This window comes from Streptosporangium nanhuense, assembly GCF_059358815.1.
The window spans coordinates 1-16,405 of the sequence record NZ_JCADBG010000014.1; the positions used below are offsets into that span (position 1 = coordinate 1).

Here is a 16,405-nt window from a genome sequence, read left to right on the forward strand (position 1 = left end):
AGAAGGTCTTCACACAATGGCCACGATGCCACCGCAGTGACGTTCCGTCACCCCATCACGAAAATCTTGCCAGATCCCACTTCTCCACCAAGTCGCGCCGCTACTCCACCACTCTCGGCGATCTCCGGCAGGTACGCACCGCGCACAGGGCCGCCGAAGCGCGCGAACGGCACGGGCTTCCGGCCCTCGGTGACGAGACGACCCTCGTACTCGGTCACTGGCGGTTCGCCGGATCGGGCTACTCCCCCGGTGAGGCGATCATGGCCGAGCACATCCGCCAGAAGGTCGCCACCGCTCGGAAGATCGCCACCGAGCGGGAGGACGGGTGACAGCATCCGGACCGCCCGGCGAACGGCGGCTCTACCGCATATGCGACGCCATGCACCTGCTCAGCATGAGTCGCAGCGTGATCTACGAGCAGATCAGGGCGGGCCGCCTGCGCTCCGTCACCCAGGGTCGTACCCGGCTCATCCCGGCCTCGGCCATCTCCGACTACATCGCTCTACTCGAACGGGAAGCGAGGGCATCATGACCGCACGACGCAGCCGGGGAGACGGCGGCCTGCACTGGGACGAGCAGCGAGAGCGCTGGATCGCCTCGGTGACGGTCGGCTACACCCCCGCAGGGAAGCGCATCGTCAAGAAGGCCAGCGGCAAGAGCAAGACGGAGGCCAAGGACAAGCTCAAAGAGATCATCCGCGACTATGACGACGGCCTGGCCATCGCTCCGGCTCATTACACGGTGGCCGACGCCGTGAAGTACTGGCTACAGCGCGGCCTGGGCGGGCGATCAGCGACCACGGTGAAGATGTACACCACCTACGCCGACAAGCACGTGATCTCCGCGGTGGGAGCGCGCAAGCTGCGTGACCTGTCTGTGGAGGACGTTGACCGGTGGCTTGCGAGCAAGACGAGTGAGCTGAGCACCCGGTCGCTCAAGCTGATCCACGGCATCCTCAACCGGTCGGTGAAGAGCGCCATGCGTCGCGACAAGGTGAAGCGGAACGTCGTCGATCTCTGTGAGATCCCGGATGGGCGCGAGGGCCGTATCTCCAAGGCACTCACGCTCGCGCAGGCCAGCTCCATCATCGCCCTGGCGGAGCAGGCCAATCCGCGCATGCGGGCGTACGTGGTGCTCTCGCTGCTGATCGGTGCCCGTACGGAGGAGCTGCGTGCGCTCCTGTGGTCTCATGTCGTCGCGTTCGACGAGGAGCGCAAGGCGTGGTTGCCAGTCACCGAGACGGGCTGGGAGAACGAGCAGTTCGCGATCTACGTGTGGCGGTCCGTGCGGCAGAAGGGAGACACCAAGACCGTCAAGTCGCGCCGTTCTCTCAAGCTCCCCCGGCGGTGCGTGGACGCACTGCGGACGCTCCGGGAAGAGCAGGAGAAGACAGGCGGGAAGCTCTCCAGTACGGAGGGCCTTGTCTTCTCCACCTTGAAAGGAACCGCCATGAGCGCGGGGAATGTGCGCCGCGATGTACGGAAGATCATTGAGAAGGCGGGACTTCGTGGCACCGACTGGACTCCTCGCGAGATGCGGCACAGCTTCGTCTCGCTGCTGTCGGACTCCGGCGTCCCCATCGAGGACATCTCACGCCTGGTCGGCCATCGGAACACGGTGGTCACCGAGACCGTCTACAGGAAGCAGATCCGGCCGGTGCTCATGCAGGGGGCGGAGGCGATGGACGACATCTTCGGGAGTTAGTCACCCAGTTAGTCACTCACGCCCCGTCCTGAAGATCAGGAACGGGGCGTTTTGGCTGGTGGGCACTACTGGGTTCGAACCAGTGACATCTCGCTTGTAAGGCGAGCGCTCTACCGCTGAGCTAAGCGCCCGGGGAAATCCCGTTGGACAGACGGGATAACACTTTACGGCACCCGGGGGGACTTCAGTACATCGAGAGACCATGTGGTTCCCGCGTCGGTGAAGCCTGCGGCGCGCCAACCGAGGAGGGCGGCGCCGAGCATGCCGGCGGACATGCCGAGGGCGGCCTGGCGCAGGGGTGGGGCCTGCCGGAAGGCGAGGCGTTTCTGGAGGCGTTCGGCCAGGGGGTCGGAGAGGAGGGTGCCCGCTTCGGCGAGGCCGCCGCCGAGGACGATGGCGGAGGGGTCGAGGAGGAGCGTGTAGCCGGCCAGGGCGAGGGAGAGCGCCTCGACCGCGTCTCCCCAGATCTCTGCGGCGAGAGGGTCACCGGAGGCGGTCAGGGCGGCGACCCGCTCAGCGGTGACAGGGACGGCGGCGGGAGAGGAGACGGCGGCGCGGGTGGAGTAGCGGCGGGCCACGGCGGAGGCGGAGGCGTAGGTCTCCAGGCAGCCGATCTGGCCGCAGGCGCACGGTTCGCCCTCCGGGAAGACCGGGATGTGGCCGATCTCGCCGCCCCAACCGGCGCTCCCGCCGTACGGCTCGCCGTGCAGGATCGTGGCGCCCGCGATGCCGGTGCCGATGGGCAGGAACAGGAAGTCGGAGAGCTCGCGGCCGGCGCCGAGGACGCTCTCGGCGAGACCGCCGGTGCGGACGTCGTGCCCGAGCATGACGGGAACGTCCAGCGGGACGAGATCCGTCGCCGGGACGTCGCGCCAGCCGATGTTGGCGGAGTAGAGGGCCGCTTCGGCGGTGACCAGGCCGGGTACGGCGAGGCCGACCCCCTCCGGCGTGCCGCCCCCCGCGGCGGCGAGGTCGTCGATGAAGGATCGGATGGTCGCGATGACGGCCGCCGGCCCCCTGTCGCGCGGGGTGGCGCGGCGGTCGGTGCGGACGATCTCGCCGGAACGGGTGACGAGGCCGCCCTTCATCGATGTTCCGCCGACGTCAAGGGCAACAACGAAGGAGCTCATGCACCTGTCCAGCGGATCGAAGGGGCGGGGCCGAGGCCGACCCTAGCGCACGCCGGGCACGCCGGAATGGGGGGATCTCCCTTGCATGAAGGGATGCGTGAGCTACACCGGATCAGCCGGATGCGTGAGCTTCACTGGATGAACCGGATGTGTGCGTGACAGCGGCGAGTCGCGCATCGTCCGGGTGATCTGTCCCGTCTGACCGGGACACGCCAGTGCTCGACGCGCACGGTCAGGAGGCTTCGGAAACGGCCGGGTGGCCGCGGAAGCGACCGGGATCTCGAAAAAACGGCCGGGGCGGGCAGGACCCTCAGGGGACCCGGCGCAGGACCCTGGCCAGGGCGGCCTCCACCTCGTCGGCCAGGCCGGGCGCGTAGGAGGCGACCAGCCTGCTGTCGCCTCGCGCGAGCCGTACCGAGCCGCAGGAGCGGCACTCCACCTCGCCCAACCGGCAGATGAGCGCGACGGAGCCGCACGAGGAGCACCTGTCGAGGTCGGTTTCGTGGGAGCGCCGGCAGTCCGGGCAGATCAGCACCTGCGTCTCGTCGCGCACTCCGCGCGTCCACGGGCTGGCACCACGGATCGGGTCGGTCTGCCTGGCCCCGCAGGAGAAGCAGGGCATGATCGCCTCCGAGAGGTCGGACCGGCAGGCACCTCGTGAGCGGGCGTCCGCCGGATCACCGCTTAGGGAAGTTCGGCGAGCACCTTGCGGTACTCGGCGACGTCACGGGCCCGCGAGATCGGGTTCACGACGCGCCAGCGGACCACGCCCTCGCCGTCGATGATGAAGGTCCCGCGTTCCGCGCAGCCCTTCTCGTCATCGAACACACCGTACGCCCGCGCGACCTGTCCGTGCGGCCAGAAGTCGGAGAGCAGCGAGAAGGTGTAGCCCTTCTGGTCCGCCCACGCACGGTGAGCGAAGATTGAATCAACTGAGATCGTGAGAACTTTAATGTCTTCGGGCAGGTCGGCGGCGAACTCGTCGCGGACGGCGTCGAGTTCGTTGCCGCAGATGCCGCTGAAGGCGAGAGGGTAGAAAATCAACACGATCTTTTTGCCCCGGTGCTCGGAAAGCTTGACCGGGGAGCCGTGCTGATCCCTCAGCTCGAAGTCGGGGGCCTGGCCACCCACCTCGATCGCCATGATCGGGGATCCTTTCGTCGGCTGACGGCAGGCGTCATCATCCTGCCGTACGGCCCGCGCGAGCCGTACGGCAGGGCGGACCCTTAGCGGCGCGCCTTGGGCGTCGCCAGACGCGTCCCCGACCAGTCGGGAGCGGCACTGATGCTGCTGGTCTGCGAAAGACCCGCAGTGGTCGCGTCTTCCCCGATGTCGCTCGGCTCCACGTGCCCGTCCCGGCCGGCTTTGGGAGTGAGCAGCCAGATCTGGCCGCCGTCGGTGAGGTTGGTCACCACGCTGCTCAGAGCGTCGAACAGATCGCCGTCACCGTCACGCCACCAGAGCAGCACGACGTCGACGACGTCCTCGAAGTCTTCATCGACCAGCTCGTTGCCGGTCAACTCCTCGATGGAGTCGCGCAGATCGTCGTCGGTGTCCTCATCCCATCCGACCTCCTGCACCACCTGACCCGGCTTGAGGCCGAGTCGTTCGGCCAGGCCGCGTTCGCCCTGCGCCTGACCCGCGGTCGCGCTCACGTTTGTCCCTCCTGCTTGAATGGCCCCGCAATCACACGGTGCTCAGAGTGCTTCGGCACAGTCCACACGTTGTGACCCTCAGTCGTCAACGGTCGCCACGGCAACGACTGGGCTACGTATGAATTAGTCCGACAAAAATGACAAACGGACCTGGCGTTCCCGATTGTCGACGTTGAGATCCACCACGGCGATGGACTGCCAGGTTCCCAGCGCGAGCCGCCCGGAGAGAACCGGGACGGTGGCGTACGGCGGAATGAGGGCGGGCATGACATGCGACCGTCCATGCCCTCGTGATCCGTGCGCATGCCTCCACCTGTCGTCGGCCGGAAGCAGATCCTCCAGTGCCGCGAGCAGGTCGTCGTCGCTGCCCGAGCCCAGCTCCAGCAGCGCGACCCCCGCGGTCGCGTGGGGTACGAAGACGTTCAACAGGCCGTCGCCCCCACATGACCGGACGAAGCTCTCGCACTCGGAGGTGATGTCGTGCACCCGTTCCCGGGAACCCGTTACCACCTCGATCGTCTGAGATCTCACATACCGATCCTACGATCCATCGTGAGCTGCGATGACGACCGCACCCGGTCCCGGGGACGCCGGGCGCTCCCCGCCGCCGCCTGATCTCCGACCGGCGCGGAGACAAGATCGCCGTGTCCGGCTCCCGGAATGTCCTCGTCTGGACCGTTCCCTGGACGGAAGAAGCCGAGGTGCGGTTTCCGGACACCCCGGCCGGATGTGGCATGTCCCGGTCATACGGGCGGATGACGGCCTCGTACGGGCCGGCCGCGGGCCGCTCCCGGCCTGCGGGCGAATCGTTACCAGTTCGGCACGGAACGCCCCGGCACGCCGTGGCGCCGGGCGCCCTCCCCCTGCGTCCACCCCTATCTCCCCGCGGCTCCCCGGCTCCGTCCACGTTCCCTCCGTCGGAAGCACCGGAAGATGGAAAGAGGTAACGGAAAAGTGGCGGAAAACAGGGCGAAAGTCAGTGCGGAAGGCGCCCGGCAGGGCACTTCGGGGGAGGATCGTGCGTTGCGTACGGCGAGGGTCCCGATCGTCGCGGGCGGGCACATCGCTCGGCGGCGGAGGGCGCTCTCCGCTCCTCGGAGACCTCTTGCGAGGTCTCCCCGTGAGAGTTCCGCAAGGGGTCGTCAGAGAGCCTCGTGAGAGTTCCGCGAGGTCCTCGCAGGGCTCTCACGAGGCTCCTACAGAGATCCTCCAAGGACCTCACAGCGGTTCTCCAGAGGAGCCTCGTAGAGTCCCACCGAAGGAGCTCCGGGAGCCCGGAGAACCTCACGAAACAGGCGGCAGGACAGGCCCGGCAGCGGGTCCCGGATTCCCAGGGGGGTGGGAGCCTGTAAAAAAGGAGGAACCTCGATGTAACCTTTGGCGTTGATTCGTCCTACCATCGGTGGTCTAGGCCACTTTCGTATCACTGCCAGCAGGGATCTCCTGGTTACCGGTAAGTAGAGATGCACTTTCCGGGGTAAGCGACCAGGATGGAAGACGACCTACACCAGACAAAAGTCCATCCTCGGAAGGCGAGACCCAGTGGCTTCCGGACGCCAGCGTTTCTCGATCATCAGTGACGGCCTACCCAGCCAGCTTCCTGATGTCGACCCCAGCGAGACCCAGGAGTGGCTCGAGTCGCTCGACAACGTCATCAAGACGGAAGGTCGCACTCGGGCCCGTTATCTGATGCTCCGGCTCTTGGAGCGCGCCCGTGAACACCAGGTCGGGGTGCCCGGCCTGCGCAGCACCGACTACATCAACACCATCCCGCCGGAGCGCGAGCCCTGGTTCCCCGGCGACGAGTACGTCGAGCGCCGGATCCGCGCCTACACGCGCTGGAACGCGGCCGTGATGGTGACCCGGGCCAACGCCCGCACCAACGTCGGTGGGCACATCGCCACCTACGCCTCCGCCGCCTCGCTCTACGAGGTGGGTTTCAACCACTTCTTCCGCGGCAAGGATCACGGCGAGTCCGGCGACCAGGTCTTCTTCCAGGGCCACGCCGCGCCGGGCATCTACGCCCGCGCCTTCCTGGAGGGCCGCCTCAACGAGGGCCAGCTCGACGCCTTCAGGCAGGAGCTCTCGCACGGGTTCAAGGGACTGCCCTCCTACCCCCACCCGCGCCTGATGCCCGACTTCTGGGAGTTCCCCACGGTCTCCATGGGCCTCGGCCCGATCGGGGCGATCTACCAGGCCCGGTTCAACCGCTACCTGCTGAACCGGAAGATCAAGGACACCAGCCGCAGCCACGTATGGTGCTACCTCGGCGACGGCGAGATGGACGAGCCCGAGTCGCTCGGCGCGATCGGCCTGGCGGCACGTGAGGAGCTCGACAACCTCACCTTCGTCATCAACTGCAACCTGCAGCGCCTCGACGGCCCGGTACGCGGCAACGGCAAGATCATCCAGGAGCTGGAGTCCTACTTCAGGGGCGCCGGCTGGAACGTCATCAAGGTCGTCTGGGGCCGCGACTGGGACCCGCTTCTCGCGGCCGACGTCGACGGCGTGCTGGTCAACAAGATGAACACCGTCCCCGACGGCCAGTTCCAGACGTACTCCGTCGAGGCCGGCGGATACATCCGCGAGAACTTCTTCGGTGACGACCCGCGCCTGCGCAAGATGGTCGAGCACCTGTCCGACGAGGACATCCGCAAGCTGTCGCGCGGCGGCCACGACTACCGCAAGGTGTACGCGGCCTACAAGGCGGCCCGCGAGCACGTCGGCCAGCCGACGGTCATCCTCGCCCAGACCATCAAGGGCTGGACCCTCGGCAAGGACTTCGAGGCGCGCAACGCGACGCACCAGATGAAGAAGATGTCGAAGGCCGACCTGAAGGAGTTCCGCGACCGGCTCTACCTGCCGATCCCCGACTCCGCGCTCGAAGGCGACCTCCCCCCGTACTTCCACCCGGGCGAGAACGACCCCGAGATCCAGTACATGAAGGAGCGGCGCGCGGCCCTGGGCGGCTTCCTGCCCAAGCGCGTGACGCGTGCCAAGCCGGTCAAGCTTCCCGGCGACGCCGCCTACGCGCAGCTGAAGAAGGGCTCGGGCAAGCAGAACGTCGCCACCACCATGGCGTTCGTCCGCCTGCTCAAGGACCTCATGCGCGACAAGGAGATCGGCCACCGGTTCGTGCCGATCATCCCGGACGAGGCGCGCACCTTCGGTCTCGACGCGATCTTCCCGACGGCGAAGATCTACTCGCCGCACGGCCAGACGTACGAGGCGGTCGACCGCGAGCTGCTGCTGTCGTACAAGGAGTCGACCGAGGGTCAGATCCTGCACGAGGGCATCAGCGAGTCGGGCTCGATGGCCTCCACGATCGCGGTCGGCTCGTCGTACGCCACGCACGGCGAGCACATGATCCCGATCTACATCTTCTACTCGATGTTCGGCTGGCAGCGCACCGCCGACCAGATGTGGCAGCTCGCCGACCAGATGGGCCGGGGCTTCCTGCTCGGCGCCACCGCCGGGCGCACCACGCTGAACGGCGAGGGCCTGCAGCACGAGGACGGCCACACCCCGCTGATCGCCTCGACGAACCCGGCGGCGATCTCGTACGACCCCTCGTGGGGGTACGAGGTGGCCCACATCGTCAAGGACGGCCTGCGCAGGATGTACGGCGAGCAGCAGGAGAACGTCTTCTACTACCTGACCGTCTACAACGAGCCCTACCTCCAGCCCGCCGAGCCCTCGGACCTGGACGTGGCGGGCCTGCTCAAGGGCCTGTACAGGTTCGCCCCGGCTCCGGCCGTGTCCGGGCCGAAGGCCAACATCCTCGCGTCCGGCGTGGCCGGGCCGTGGGCCGTGGAGGCCCAGCGGATGCTGGCCGAGGACTGGGGCGTGGCGGCCGAGGTGTGGTCGGCCACCTCCTGGGCGGAGCTGCGCCGCGACGCGCTCGCCGCCGAGGAGCACAACATGCTCAACCCCGAGGCCGAGAAGCGCGTGCCGTACGTCACGCAGGCGCTCTCGGCGGCCCAGGGGCCGTTCGTGGGCGTGAGCGACTACATGCGGGCGGTCCAGGACCAGATCGCCCAGTGGGTTCCCGGTGACTGGACCTCGCTCGGCACCGACGGCTTCGGCCTGTCGGACACCCGGTCGGCGCTGCGCCGCCACTTCCACGTGGACGCGGCCTCGATCACCCTGGCGGTGCTCACCCAGCTGGTCAACCGGGGCGAGCTCGACCAGGAGGTCCTGGGCGACGCCATCTCCATGTACCACCTGAAGAACGGCGTCACCGAGGCCGCGGGCGCCGAGAGCAACGACACCCAGTCCATGGGAGTTTGATCGTCCCCGGGCGGGTTCTCCTTTTCCATGGAGGGCCCGCCCGGTTAGTGTTGAATCGCTTCCCCCGGCGAACGATTCCAGGGGAGAGCTGTTCCATGGCAAGAATCCTTAGGGCCGCCGCGACGGTCACGGCCCTGTCAATCGCGCTCTCCGCCTGCGGCGGCGGTCCCGAAGAGGACGGCGCCGGCGGAGGCGGTACCGGCCAGGGCGATGCCGTCTCGGGCACCTCGGTACCGGTCGCCACCCCGGCGACGGCCACGCCCACCCCCGGGGAGGCGATCGCCTGGGGCCCGTGCACCGACATCAAACGGCCCGGCGGTGAGACTCCCGCGAAGCCGGACCCCGCGCAGCAGTGCGGGAGTATCAAGGTCCCGCTCGACTACGCCAAGCCTGACGGCGAGTCCATCGAGATCGCCGTCATCCGCGTCAAGGCCACCGGCCCCGGCAGGCGGATCGGCTCGCTGGTCTTCAACTTCGGCGGCCCCGGCGCCTCGGGCGTCGACACCCTGGCCCAGGCCGCCAAGGCCTTCACTACCCTGAACGGCCGCTACGACCTGGTCAGCTTCGACCCGCGCGGGGTCGGCCGCAGCTCCGGCGTCCAGTGCGGGGACAGCGGTGTGATCGAGCGGTTCACCGCGATGGACACCCTGCCCGCCAACGAGGCCGAGCGCGCCAGGAGCCGGGAGACCACCAAGGAGTTCGTGACGGCCTGCCAGCGGACCTCGGGCAGGCTGCTGCCCTACGTCGGCACCGTGAACGCCGCCGCGGACATGGACCGCCTCCGCGCGGCCCTGGGCGAGAAGCAGCTGGACTACTTCGGCATCTCGTACGGGACGCAGCTCGGCGCGGTCTACGCGACCAGGTTCCCGAAGAACGTGGGCCGGTTCGTGCTGGACGCCCCGCTGGACCCGAGCGTCACCCTGGCGACGCGCACGATGGTCCAGACGAAGGGGTTCCAGCACGCCTACGACGCCTTCCTGAAGGACTGCGCGAAGCAGCCCCGCGAGTGCGAGATCGGCAGCGACGCGACCATCGCCAACAAGAACGTCATCAAGCTCATGGACGAGCTGAACGACAAGCCGCTCAAGGTCGGCAAGCGCCTCCTGACGCAGGGGCTGGCGGGCACCGGCATCGCCGCCGCGCTGTACTCGCGGATGACCTGGCCGCTGCTGGACCAGGCGCTGAGCCAGGCGACGAAGGGCGACGGGCGGATCCTGCTGGCGCTGTCGGACAGCTACAGCGGCCGCCAGCCCGACGGGAGCTACACGACGCTCATGAGCAGCTTCCCCGCGATCAGCTGCGCGGACACCACGGAGCGGCCCACCCCCGAGCAGCTGAACGCGCTGGAGGACGAGACGCTGAAGGTCTCCCCGCTGTTCGGCGGCGCGGGGATGGGCCTGATCTGCTCGATGTGGCCGACCCCCGGCGACGACGGGGCCAGGCGGATCAACGCCACGGGCTCGGCGCCGATCCTGGTGGTCGGCGGCACCGGCGACCCCGCCACGCCGTACGAGTGGGCCCCGAAGCTGACGGCCGAGCTCAGGACGGGCGTGCTGGTGACCTACAAGGGCGAGGGACACGGCGCCTACCTGTCGGGGAACGCCTGCATCAAGAAGGTGATCGACGCCTACCTGATCGACGGGAAGGTCCCGGACCGGGGAGTCGTCTGCACCGGCTCGTGACCCGGCCTCCCCCGAGACGCCCGGCGGACCCCGGCAGGTCTCCGGGCGGGGCGGCCCGGTCCTGAAACGGACGGATCCCAGCGGGTCTCCAGGCAGGGGCGGCTCGCTCCCGGAACGGGCGGACCTCAGCGGGTCTCCGGGCGGGGCGGCCCGATCTCGAAGCGGGCGGACCTCAGCAGGTCTCCAGGCGGGGCAGAGCGGTCTCGAAGCGGAAGCCGACCCTGCCGAGGTGCTTTTCGAGCAGGTCCTTCATGGTCCCGTCCGCGTACATCGAGGTGATCACTTCGTTGATCTTCCGGCAGGCCACGGGGTCTCCGGACCTGAGCGCCACGCCGTACCTCTCGGTGGTGAGCCCGAGCCCGGCGACCTCCAGCTTGACGTCGCGCAGGCGGGCGCCGAAGCCGGCGATCAGCAGGTCGTCCCCGGCCATGGCGTCGGCGCGGCCGTCGGCCACCTGGGACGCGCACATCGCGGGGTCCTTCCCATCCACGGCGACGAAGCCGACGCCCTTCTCGCGGAGCATCGTGCCCGTGGTCTGGCCCGGTGACAGGCAGATCCTCCTGCCCCGCAGGTCCCTCAGCGTGTCGATTCCCGCGCTGGCGCGGACGAGCACGTCGCGGTGGGCGATGTAGTACGGCCCGGCGAAGGCGACGCGGTCGCGGTCGGCGCCGTCGATGGAGAAGTTGGCGATCACGAGGTCGACCCTGCCCCTCTCCACCGCCTCCTCGCGGACGGCGTACCCCACCGGCACGAACCTGAGCCCGTCGCCGGGCACCCCCAGGGCCGTGGCGAGGTGGGCGGCCACGTCGGCCTCGAACCCCCGGGGCGGGTCCTCCCCCAGCGAGATCCCCGGCAGGCCCTTCCTGAACCCCACGCGGAGCCTGCCGGTCTTCCTGACCCGGTCGAGCAGCGGCGAGCCGGTGGAGACCTCCGGAGGCGACGCGGACGGGGACGGAGAGGTGGGCGGGGACGTGGACGGGTGGGAGAGCGAGCGGGTGGGTTCGGCCCGCCCTCCCTGCGCGACGCCGAACTGCGCGAGCAGCACGGCGCCCGCCACTCCGAGGACCGCGGCCCCACCGGCGAGCGCGGCGACGACCGCGGACCGGCGTCGCGCGGGCTGGACCCGCTTCTTTGGCCGCGTCAGGTCCCCGGTGGCGGCCCGCGCGCCCTCGGCCAGCTCCTCCTGCGAGGCCTCCGGCGTCTCCGCCTCGTCCACCGGGTGGCCGAGCAGGCGTTTCAGCAGGGTGTCCGAGGTGGGTCTGAGCGTCTGGTCCTTGTTCAGGCAGCCGGCGACGACCTCGCGCAGCCCGTCGGGCAGGCCGCTCAGGTCGGCCTCGTGGTTGATGACCCGGTTGAGCGTCGCCACGATCGTGTCGCTGCCGAAGGGGGCCCTGCCGGTGGCGGTGAAGACGATGGTCGAGCCCCAGGCGAACACGTCGGCGGGGAAACCCACCCGCTCTCCGGCGATCTGCTCGGGCGCCATGTAGGCGGGGGTGCCGACCGCGCGGGTGGTGATCGTGCCGCTCTCGTCGATGATCTTCGCGATGCCGAAGTCGACGACGCGGGGGCCGTCGGCGGCGAGCATGACGTTGTCGGGCTTGAAATCGCGGTGCGCGATGCCCGCGTGGTGGATGGCGGTCAGGGCGGTGGCGGTGCCGACGGCGAGGCGTTCGAGCGCCTCGCCGTCCAGTGGCCCGTCGCGCTCGACGATCTCGCGCAGCGAGGGGCCCTCGATCAGCTCGCTCGCGATGTAGGGCGCCTCGCCGTCGAGGTCGGCGTCGAGCACCCGGGCGGTGCAGAAGGCGGCCACCCTGCGGGCCGCCGCCAGCTCGCGGGCGAAGCGGGAGCGCGCGTGGATCTCCTCGGTGAAGCGCACATGCAGCAGCTTGACGGCGGCGCGCTCGCCGTCGTCGGACTCGCCGAGGTAGACGACCCCCTGCCCGCCCTCCCCCAGCCTGCCCTTGAGCGCGTACGTCCCCAGCCGCGGCGGGTCCCCCGGCCGCAACGGTCTGATCTCCGGCACCGCGGACCCCTCGTTCCCTGTGCTTTGCCAGAACATTACACACCCGGACGGCCGCGATCGTCCCCTGCTCCGGACCGCGGACGTAAGGACGAGTTAAGCGAATTCGTTTAAGGGGTGTTTAACGGGGTCTTCGCTATACCTGTTCCCACACGAAGGGAATGGCGATGAACAAATACGTGACAGTGGCGGCGCTCATCTCTTTCGCGGCGCTGGCCGGGTGCGGGCGGGCGGAGGGCGCGAAGGTCGCCTCCGCCGGGGAAGCGGTCACCTCGGCGGCCCCCTCCGCGTCGTCCTCCGCCTCGTCCTCCGCGTCGTCGCAGGCCGACGGGCTGAAATTCGCCCAGTGCATGCGGGAGAACGGGGTCGACATGCCCGATCCCGAACCGGGGGCAGGCAATGTGATGCTGCGCGGCAAGACCGACGAGGCGATCCTGAAAAAGGCGTCGGAAGCCTGCCGCGAATACAGTCCGATCGGTTCCGGAAAGAAAATGCTGGCCGACCCGAAAACTCAGGACGCCATCCTGAGGTTCGCCCGGTGCATGCGGGAGAACGGGGTCGACATGAAGGATCCCGACTTCTCGGGGGGCGCGGTCCGCATCGGGGGCGAGGGGATCGACCCGGGGTCGCCGCGGACGAGGAAGGCCATCGACGCCTGCCAGAAGCACCTGCCCGGCGGTCTCGGGAAGCGGCCGTGAGGCGGGGCGGGGTCCTCGCCGGGACGGCCGCGGCGGTCCTCCTCGGCGCGGGGGGCGTGACGGCGGTCGCGCTGACCGGCCGGGACGGCGCCCCGGCCGCCGCCTCGGCGGCTCCGGCCGCGATGGCCGAGATCACCCGTTCGGACCTGGTGGACACCAAGGCGGTGGACGGCATGCTCGGCTACGCGGGCCGCAGGGAGCTGCCCAACCACGCCCCCGGAACGGTGACCCGGGTCGGCAAGGAGGGCGCCGTCGTGCGCCGGGGCGGCCCGCTCTACCGGGTGGACGGCAGACCGGTGATCCTCATGTACGGCGATATCCCGATATATCGCACCCTGTCCGCCGGGGCGGGCGGCAAGGACGTCGAGCAGCTGGAACGCAACCTCGAAGCCCTCGGCCACGATCCCGGAACCGTCGACGGCGACTTCTCCTGGCGGACCGAACGGGCCGTACGGGAGTGGCAGGAGGAGGCGGGCCTGGCCGAGACCGGTACGGTCGGCGCGGCGCAGGTCGCGGTCGCCTCGGGCCCGGTCAGGATCGCCGAGGTGGTCGCGGAGGCCGGGGACCCGGCCGGGCGGTCCGTGGTGACCACGACGAGCACCCGCAGGGTCGTCCACGTCGACCTCGACTCCGACGACCAGCGGCTCGCCAGGATCGGCGCCCGGGTGACGGTGGACCTGCCGGGCGGCGGTGCGGGCAAGGGCCGGATCACCTCGGTCGGCACGGTCGCCGAGCCCGCGCAGCAGAACGGACAGCCGACCGGCGAGTCCACGATCGACCTCGACATCACGCTGGACGACCCCGGCGACCTCGGCCGCCTCGGCCGTCTCGACCAGGCCCCCGTGACGGTGAACCTCCGCAGCGAGCGGCACGCGGACGTGCTGTCGGTGCCGGTCGAGGCCCTGCTCGCCCTGCGCGAGGGCGGGTACGGCCTGCGCCTGGCGGGTGGCCGGATCGTCCCGGTCGAGACCGGCCTGTTCGCGGCGGGCCGCGTCGAGGTCTCGGGAAACGGTCTCGCCGAGGGCATGAAGGCCGAGGTGCCGCGCTCATGAGCCGGAACCTCGACCGACCGCCCCTCCCCACCGCGCAGAACCAGGCCGTACAGGACCTGGCCACACAGAACCAGGTTGTCCAGAACCCGGCCACACAGGACCCGGCTGTACAGGACCCTGCCTCCCGGGCTCCCGCCGGACGGGCCGTGCGGGCCGGGCGGCGGCCGGTGATCGAGCTGTCGGGGGCGGAGAAGGGCTACCCGGGCGGGGTGCGCGCCCTGCGGGGCGTGGACCTGCTCGTGGACGCGGGCGAGCTCGTCGCCATCGTCGGCCCCTCGGGATCGGGGAAGTCGACCATGCTCCACCTGATCGGCACTCTCGACCGTCCCTCGGCCGGAACCGTCCGCATCGCCGGGCACGACGCCGGAACGCTCCCCGACAGGGAGCTGTCCGCGCTGCGCGCCCGGCACATCGGCTTCGTCTTCCAGCGGTTCCACCTGGCCGCCGGGGTCAGCGCGCTCGACAACGTCGCCGACGGGATGCTGTACGGCGGCACCCCGCGCCGGGAACGGCGGGAACGGGCCGCCGACGCGCTCGGGCGCGTCGGCCTCGGGCACCGGCTGGCGCACCGGCCGCACGAGCTGTCCGGTGGCGAGTGCCAGCGGGTCGCGGTGGCCAGGGCGGTGGCCGGCGGGCCGTCGCTGCTGCTGGCCGACGAGCCGACGGGGAACCTCGACAGCTCCTCGGGCCAGGACGTGCTGGCGATCCTGCGCGAGCTCAACGCCTCCGGCACCACCGTGGCGATCATCACCCACGACGAGGAGGTGGCCGCCGCCGCCCCGCGCCGCGTCAGGCTGCGCGACGGCCTGATCGTCGCCGATGAGCGGCCTCTCGGCACGACCCGCGCGGAAAGCACAGAGAGCGCGGGAAGCACAGAGAGCGCAGGGAGCACGGGGAGCACGTCATGAGCGCCGGGACCGGGCGTGACCTGGTGCCGGGGCGGCTCGGCTGGGCGGACCTGCTGCGGGTGGGGGCGTCAGGACTGCGGACCCGGACGGGCCGGGTGGTGCTGTCGGCGCTCGGCATCGCGCTCGGCGTCGCCACCATGGTCTCGGTCGTCGGGATCTCCTCCTCCGGCAAGGCCAGGCTCCTCGACGAGCTCGACAGGCTCGGCACGAACCTGCTCACCGTCACCCCCGGCCAGACCCTCTTCGGCGACAAGGCCGCGCTGCCCGAGAGCTCGGTCGCCATGGCCGCCGGGATCGGCCCGGTGACGAGCGCGAGCGCCACGGGCGACACCGGCGAGAGCGTGCGGCGGACCGCCGCGATCCCCCGGGAGCGCACCGGCGGGATCGCCGTCCGGGCGGCCTCGCCGGACCTGCCGGCCACGCTCCAGACCCGGGTCGAGCGGGGTGTCTGGCTCAACCGGGCGACGGGAGGGCAGCGGGCGGTGGTGCTCGGAGCGGTGGCGGCGCCGCGGCTGGGCCTGCGGGACGTGGGCGACCAGGTCTGGATCGGCGGGCAGTGGTGGACGGTCGTCGGCGTCCTGGCTCCCTCGCCGCTCGCCCCGGAGATCGACCGGTCCGTGCTGACCGGTTTCGAGGCCGCCCGTACCCACCTGGGCTTCGACGGCCACCCGACCACGCTCTACATCCGCTCGGCCGACGAGGCCGTCGGCGACGTACGGGAGGTGCTGCCCAGGACCGTCAGCCCGGAGAACCCCGAGGAGGTGGAGGTCAGCCGGCCGTCCGACGCGCTGGTGGCCAGGGCGGCGGCCGACGGGGCCCTCACCGGCCTGCTGCTCGGCCTCGGCGGGGTGGCACTGCTGGTCGGCGGGGTGGGGGTGGCCAACACCATGGTCATCTCGGTGCTGGAGCGCCGGGGGGAGATCGGCCTGCGGCGCTCGCTCGGCGCCACCAGGGGCCAGGTGCGCGCCCAGTTCCTGGCCGAGTCGCTGTTGCTGTCCGGCGCGGGCGGCGTCGCGGGGGCGGTGCTGGGGACGCTGGTGACGGTCGGGTACGCGGCCGTGGGCGACCTGCCCGCCGTGATCCCCCTCTGGGCCCTGGCGGGCGGTGTCGGGGCGACCTTGCTCGTCGGGACCGTCGCGGGGATCTACCCCGCGACGCGCGCGGCCCGCATGTCGCCGACCCTCGCCCTCGGCGCCGCCTGAACACCCGGCCCTCTCTCCCGTACGCCCCTGCCCGGGGCCCGTGACCCGAGGAGAGGGGGCCGGG

Annotated in this window: 16 protein-coding genes and 1 tRNA gene; 9 read left to right on the forward strand and 8 right to left on the reverse strand. The window is 70.3% G+C overall.

What is annotated here, in order from left to right:
* The 3 genes from AC5L38_RS25525 to AC5L38_RS25535 form a co-directional block, all read left to right on the forward strand.
* On the forward strand, positions 1-329 hold a 329-nt coding region (locus tag AC5L38_RS25525), incomplete at its 5' end, for a replication initiator (protein WP_495245345.1).
* A complete protein-coding gene (locus tag AC5L38_RS25530; RefSeq protein ID WP_495245346.1) occupies positions 326-532 on the forward strand; it encodes a helix-turn-helix domain-containing protein in 207 nt (68 codons plus the stop codon). The genes AC5L38_RS25525 and AC5L38_RS25530, both read left to right, overlap by 4 nt.
* Positions 529-1,704: a tyrosine-type recombinase/integrase gene (locus AC5L38_RS25535; protein WP_495245347.1), complete on the forward strand. Its 1,176-nt coding sequence runs from the start codon at positions 529-531 to the stop codon at positions 1,702-1,704. Before AC5L38_RS25530 ends, AC5L38_RS25535 begins: the two co-directional genes overlap by 4 nt.
* Before the next feature lie 56 nt (positions 1,705-1,760).
* On the opposite strand, the gene AC5L38_RS25540 is transcribed toward AC5L38_RS25535, so the two are convergent.
* The 6 genes from AC5L38_RS25540 to AC5L38_RS25565 form a co-directional block, all read right to left on the reverse strand.
* Positions 1,761-1,835, reverse strand: a tRNA-Val gene (locus AC5L38_RS25540).
* Positions 1,836-1,868: 33 nt separating this feature from the next.
* Positions 1,869-2,834, reverse strand: coding sequence for an ROK family protein (locus AC5L38_RS25545; protein ID WP_495245348.1), 966 nt, complete (start codon positions 2,832-2,834; stop codon positions 1,869-1,871).
* Between the two features lie 310 nt (positions 2,835-3,144).
* Complete coding sequence (locus tag AC5L38_RS25550) at positions 3,145-3,456, reverse strand: hypothetical protein (RefSeq protein WP_495245349.1); 312 nt, start codon at positions 3,454-3,456, stop codon at positions 3,145-3,147.
* Between the two features lie 62 nt (positions 3,457-3,518).
* Positions 3,519-3,977, reverse strand: a complete 459-nt coding sequence (locus tag AC5L38_RS25555; RefSeq protein WP_495245350.1) for a peroxiredoxin — start codon at positions 3,975-3,977, stop codon at positions 3,519-3,521.
* An 83-nt stretch (positions 3,978-4,060) separates the two neighbouring features.
* On the reverse strand, positions 4,061-4,489 hold the full coding sequence (locus tag AC5L38_RS25560; protein ID WP_329084203.1) for a DUF3052 domain-containing protein: 429 nt from the start codon (positions 4,487-4,489) through the stop codon (positions 4,061-4,063).
* Between the two features lie 123 nt (positions 4,490-4,612).
* The gene (locus tag AC5L38_RS25565) at positions 4,613-5,020 is read right to left on the reverse strand and encodes a secondary thiamine-phosphate synthase enzyme YjbQ (protein WP_495245351.1); all 408 of its coding nucleotides are present in this window, start codon (positions 5,018-5,020) and stop codon (positions 4,613-4,615) included.
* Positions 5,021-6,031: 1,011 nt separating this feature from the next.
* On the opposite strand from AC5L38_RS25565, the gene aceE reads away from it, so the two are divergent.
* Together aceE and AC5L38_RS25575 are read left to right on the forward strand one after the other, a co-directional pair.
* Positions 6,032-8,779: a pyruvate dehydrogenase (acetyl-transferring), homodimeric type gene (gene aceE, locus AC5L38_RS25570; RefSeq protein WP_495245352.1), complete on the forward strand. Its 2,748-nt coding sequence runs from the start codon at positions 6,032-6,034 to the stop codon at positions 8,777-8,779.
* Positions 8,780-8,874: 95 nt separating this feature from the next.
* Complete coding sequence (locus tag AC5L38_RS25575; RefSeq protein WP_495245353.1) at positions 8,875-10,461, forward strand: alpha/beta hydrolase; 1,587 nt, start codon at positions 8,875-8,877, stop codon at positions 10,459-10,461.
* Positions 10,462-10,633: 172 nt separating this feature from the next.
* Here AC5L38_RS25575 and AC5L38_RS25580 read toward each other — a convergent pair whose 3' ends face one another.
* Together AC5L38_RS25580 and AC5L38_RS25585 are read right to left on the reverse strand one after the other, a co-directional pair.
* Entirely contained in the window at positions 10,634-12,484 is a 1,851-nt protein-coding gene (locus AC5L38_RS25580; protein ID WP_495245354.1) for a serine/threonine-protein kinase, read from the reverse strand.
* A 133-nt stretch (positions 12,485-12,617) separates the two neighbouring features.
* Positions 12,618-12,854, reverse strand: a complete 237-nt coding sequence (locus AC5L38_RS25585; RefSeq protein ID WP_495245355.1) for a hypothetical protein — start codon at positions 12,852-12,854, stop codon at positions 12,618-12,620.
* On the opposite strand from AC5L38_RS25585, the gene AC5L38_RS25590 reads away from it, so the two are divergent.
* Genes AC5L38_RS25590 through AC5L38_RS25605 form a run of 4 tightly spaced genes read left to right on the forward strand, consistent with a single transcriptional unit; the run spans position 12,853 to position 16,341 of the window.
* Complete coding sequence (locus AC5L38_RS25590; RefSeq protein WP_495245356.1) at positions 12,853-13,179, forward strand: hypothetical protein; 327 nt, start codon at positions 12,853-12,855, stop codon at positions 13,177-13,179. The genes AC5L38_RS25585 and AC5L38_RS25590 overlap by 2 nt on opposite strands.
* On the forward strand, positions 13,176-14,231 hold the full coding sequence (locus AC5L38_RS25595) for a peptidoglycan-binding protein (protein WP_495245357.1): 1,056 nt from the start codon (positions 13,176-13,178) through the stop codon (positions 14,229-14,231). Before AC5L38_RS25590 ends, AC5L38_RS25595 begins: the two co-directional genes overlap by 4 nt.
* Complete coding sequence (locus tag AC5L38_RS25600; protein ID WP_495245358.1) at positions 14,228-15,139, forward strand: ABC transporter ATP-binding protein; 912 nt, start codon at positions 14,228-14,230, stop codon at positions 15,137-15,139. The genes AC5L38_RS25595 and AC5L38_RS25600 overlap by 4 nt, the downstream gene beginning before the upstream one ends.
* The gene (locus tag AC5L38_RS25605; protein WP_495245359.1) at positions 15,136-16,341 is read left to right on the forward strand and encodes an ABC transporter permease; all 1,206 of its coding nucleotides are present in this window, start codon (positions 15,136-15,138) and stop codon (positions 16,339-16,341) included. The genes AC5L38_RS25600 and AC5L38_RS25605 overlap by 4 nt, the downstream gene beginning before the upstream one ends.
* Positions 16,342-16,405 lie beyond the last annotated feature (64 nt).

Excerpts from the sequence above, each read along its gene's own strand:
- AC5L38_RS25585 (WP_495245355.1), bottom strand. The coding sequence starts at position 12,854 with ATGTCGACCCCGTTCTCCCGCATGCACTGGGCGAATTTCAGCCCGTCG.
- AC5L38_RS25545 (WP_495245348.1), bottom strand. The coding sequence starts at position 2,834 with ATGAGCTCCTTCGTTGTTGCCCTTGACGTCGGCGGAACATCGATGAAG.
- AC5L38_RS25550 (WP_495245349.1), bottom strand. The coding sequence starts at position 3,456 with ATGCCCTGCTTCTCCTGCGGGGCCAGGCAGACCGACCCGATCCGTGGT.
- AC5L38_RS25535 (WP_495245347.1), top strand. The coding sequence starts at position 529 with ATGACCGCACGACGCAGCCGGGGAGACGGCGGCCTGCACTGGGACGAG.
- AC5L38_RS25590 (WP_495245356.1), top strand. The coding sequence starts at position 12,853 with ATGCCCGATCCCGAACCGGGGGCAGGCAATGTGATGCTGCGCGGCAAG.
- AC5L38_RS25600 (WP_495245358.1), top strand. The coding sequence starts at position 14,228 with ATGAGCCGGAACCTCGACCGACCGCCCCTCCCCACCGCGCAGAACCAG.
- AC5L38_RS25605 (WP_495245359.1), top strand. The coding sequence starts at position 15,136 with ATGAGCGCCGGGACCGGGCGTGACCTGGTGCCGGGGCGGCTCGGCTGG.
- AC5L38_RS25575 (WP_495245353.1), top strand. The coding sequence starts at position 8,875 with ATGGCAAGAATCCTTAGGGCCGCCGCGACGGTCACGGCCCTGTCAATC.
- AC5L38_RS25555 (WP_495245350.1), bottom strand. The coding sequence starts at position 3,977 with ATGGCGATCGAGGTGGGTGGCCAGGCCCCCGACTTCGAGCTGAGGGAT.